This is a genomic window from Phenylobacterium sp., assembly GCF_030697925.1.
Lineage (GTDB): Bacteria > Pseudomonadota > Alphaproteobacteria > Caulobacterales > Caulobacteraceae > Phenylobacterium.
In genome coordinates, this window is sequence record NZ_JAUYOJ010000066.1 from 1 (window position 1) to 1989 (window position 1989).

Annotated in this window: 3 protein-coding genes; 2 read left to right on the forward strand and 1 reads right to left on the reverse strand. The window is 67.8% G+C overall.

Annotated elements, in window-relative coordinates; all coding sequences use genetic code 11:
• The coding region (gene trmFO / locus Q8Q88_RS06720) for a methylenetetrahydrofolate--tRNA-(uracil(54)-C(5))-methyltransferase (FADH(2)-oxidizing) TrmFO (protein ID WP_305674430.1) at window positions 1-676 on the reverse strand (676 nt) is incomplete at its 3' end.
• Window positions 677-807: 131 nt separating this feature from the next.
• On the opposite strand from trmFO, the gene Q8Q88_RS06725 reads away from it, so the two are divergent.
• Together Q8Q88_RS06725 and Q8Q88_RS24700 are read left to right on the forward strand one after the other, a co-directional pair.
• A complete protein-coding gene (locus Q8Q88_RS06725; RefSeq protein ID WP_305674431.1) occupies window positions 808-1692 on the forward strand; it encodes a hypothetical protein in 885 nt (294 codons plus the stop codon).
• A gap of 85 nt (window positions 1693-1777) precedes the next feature.
• On the forward strand, window positions 1778-1989 hold a 212-nt coding region (locus Q8Q88_RS24700), incomplete at its 3' end, for an IS630 transposase-related protein (RefSeq protein WP_371129821.1).

Here is a 1989-nt window from a genome sequence, read left to right on the forward strand (position 1 = left end):
AGTCCTTGAACTCGGACTTCTCGCCGGCCAGCAGGGCGTCGATGAAGGCCTCGTACTGGGCCTTGTCCATCGGGCAGTTGATATAGGCCGCCGCGTCGCCGCCGGGCCCGACCTTGTCGTAGCGCGACTGGCGCCAGCAGACGTTCATGTCGATGGATTCGACGTTCACGATCGGGGCGATGGCGTCGAAGAACGACAGCTCGCCCTCGCCGGTCAGCTCCAGCACCGCCGCCGACAGGGCGGGTGAGGTGAGGGGGCCGGTGGCCACGATGACGCTGTCCCAATCGGCCGGCGGCAGGCCCGCCACCTCTTCCCGGGCGATGGTGACCAGGGGATGGGCCTCGAGCCGGCCGGTGACGGCCTGGGAGAAGCCCTCGCGGTCGACCGCGAGCGCCCCGCCGGCCGGCACCTGGTGGGCGTCACCGCAAGACATGATGATCGAGCCCAGCCTGCGCATCTCGGCGTGCAGCAGGCCCACGGCGTTGCCGGTCCAGTCGTCGGCGCGGAAGGAGTTGGAGCAGACCAGCTCGGCCAGGCCGTCGGTCTGGTGGGCGTCCGTGCCGCGCACCGGACGCATTTCGTGCAGGACCACGGGCACGCCGGCCTGGGCGATCTGCCAGGCGGCCTCGGAACCGGCCAGGCCGCCGCCGACGATATGAACAGGGGAGATCGACATGCGTGACTAACTAGCAACTTCACGCGCGGATCGCGAGCCGGGCCTTGCGGGAAAGGGGCTCTCGCGCCCATGTTCGCAGCCAATGGGGCGGCCGACTCGTTATTGTTCGAGGACTTGGCCTGGGGAATGAGATGACTGCGTTTTCGGCGACAGACGCCGCCTTTGAAGGTTTCCGGATCACCCGCGAAAAGCCCAAGGTCCTTCTGATCTGGGCGGGCTTCTATCTGATCATCAGTCTGCTGATGCCGGTGTTCCTGGTCACCATGGGCGGGCAGAACCTGATGGCGCTGGAGGCCCAAGCCAACAATCCGGACGCCGATCCCGCGGCGGCCCTGGCGAACCTGGCGGCCTTGGCGCCGCTCTATGCGGTCCTCATCCCTATCGGCCTGGCCGTGCAGGCGGTGCTCGCTGCGGCCGTCTACCGGGCCATCCTGCGGCCGGAGGACACCGGTTTCGGCTATCTGCGGCTGGGGGAGGACGAATTGCGCCTCACGGGCCTGACTCTGATCTATTTCCTGCTGAGCCTGGTCGCCGTCACCGTGGTGGTCCTGGTGGGCGGCGTGGGCGCGGGCGTGGCCGCGGGCCTGCTGGGCTCGCCGATGTTCGGCGTCGGCCTGGGCCTCTTCTTCCTGGGCCTGCTGCTTTACGTGGCCGTGCGCCTGTCGCTGGCCCCGGTGATCACCTTCGCCGAGCGCAAGATCTCGGTGTTCGATTCCTGGGCGCTCACCAAGGGCCAGTTCTGGAAGCTGCTGGGCGCCTATGTCCTGGCCATCGCCAGCGTGGTGGTGGTGCTGCTGCTGGCCATGGTGATCTTCATGGCCGTCGCCGCCATCGTCGCCGGCGGCGACATCGCTTCGGTGGGCAAGATCTTCGCGCCCGACCTCAGTTCCGTCGCCGCCTACTACACGCCCGCCATGATCGCCTACACGATCTTTGGCGGCTTCCTGAACGCGCTCTATTTCGCGGTCCTGGTCTCGCCCGCGGCCGTGGCCTATCGGGCGCTCAAGGAAGCTTAGAGCCTGACCGCTGCTGATTGAATCGGGATTCCGGTTGTCTGCGGATCATGATTCAAGATGTGGGCTGGGCAGGAGGCCAGCTTGCATGGCGCGTCCTTACTCTTCTGACCTTCGGGATCGAGTGGCGGGGTTCGTGGTTTCGGGCGGGACCTGTCGCGAGGCGGCTGTCCGGTTTGGCGTGGGTGTGGCGACGGCGGTTCGTTGGTCGCATCGGCTGAGGACGACCGGCAGCGCGGCGGCCCGGCCCATGGGCGGCCCCAGGCGCGCGGTTCTGGCCGGTGAGCGCGACTGGCTGCT

Excerpts from the sequence above, each read along its gene's own strand:
- Q8Q88_RS06725 (WP_305674431.1), top strand. The coding sequence starts at position 808 with ATGACTGCGTTTTCGGCGACAGACGCCGCCTTTGAAGGTTTCCGGATC.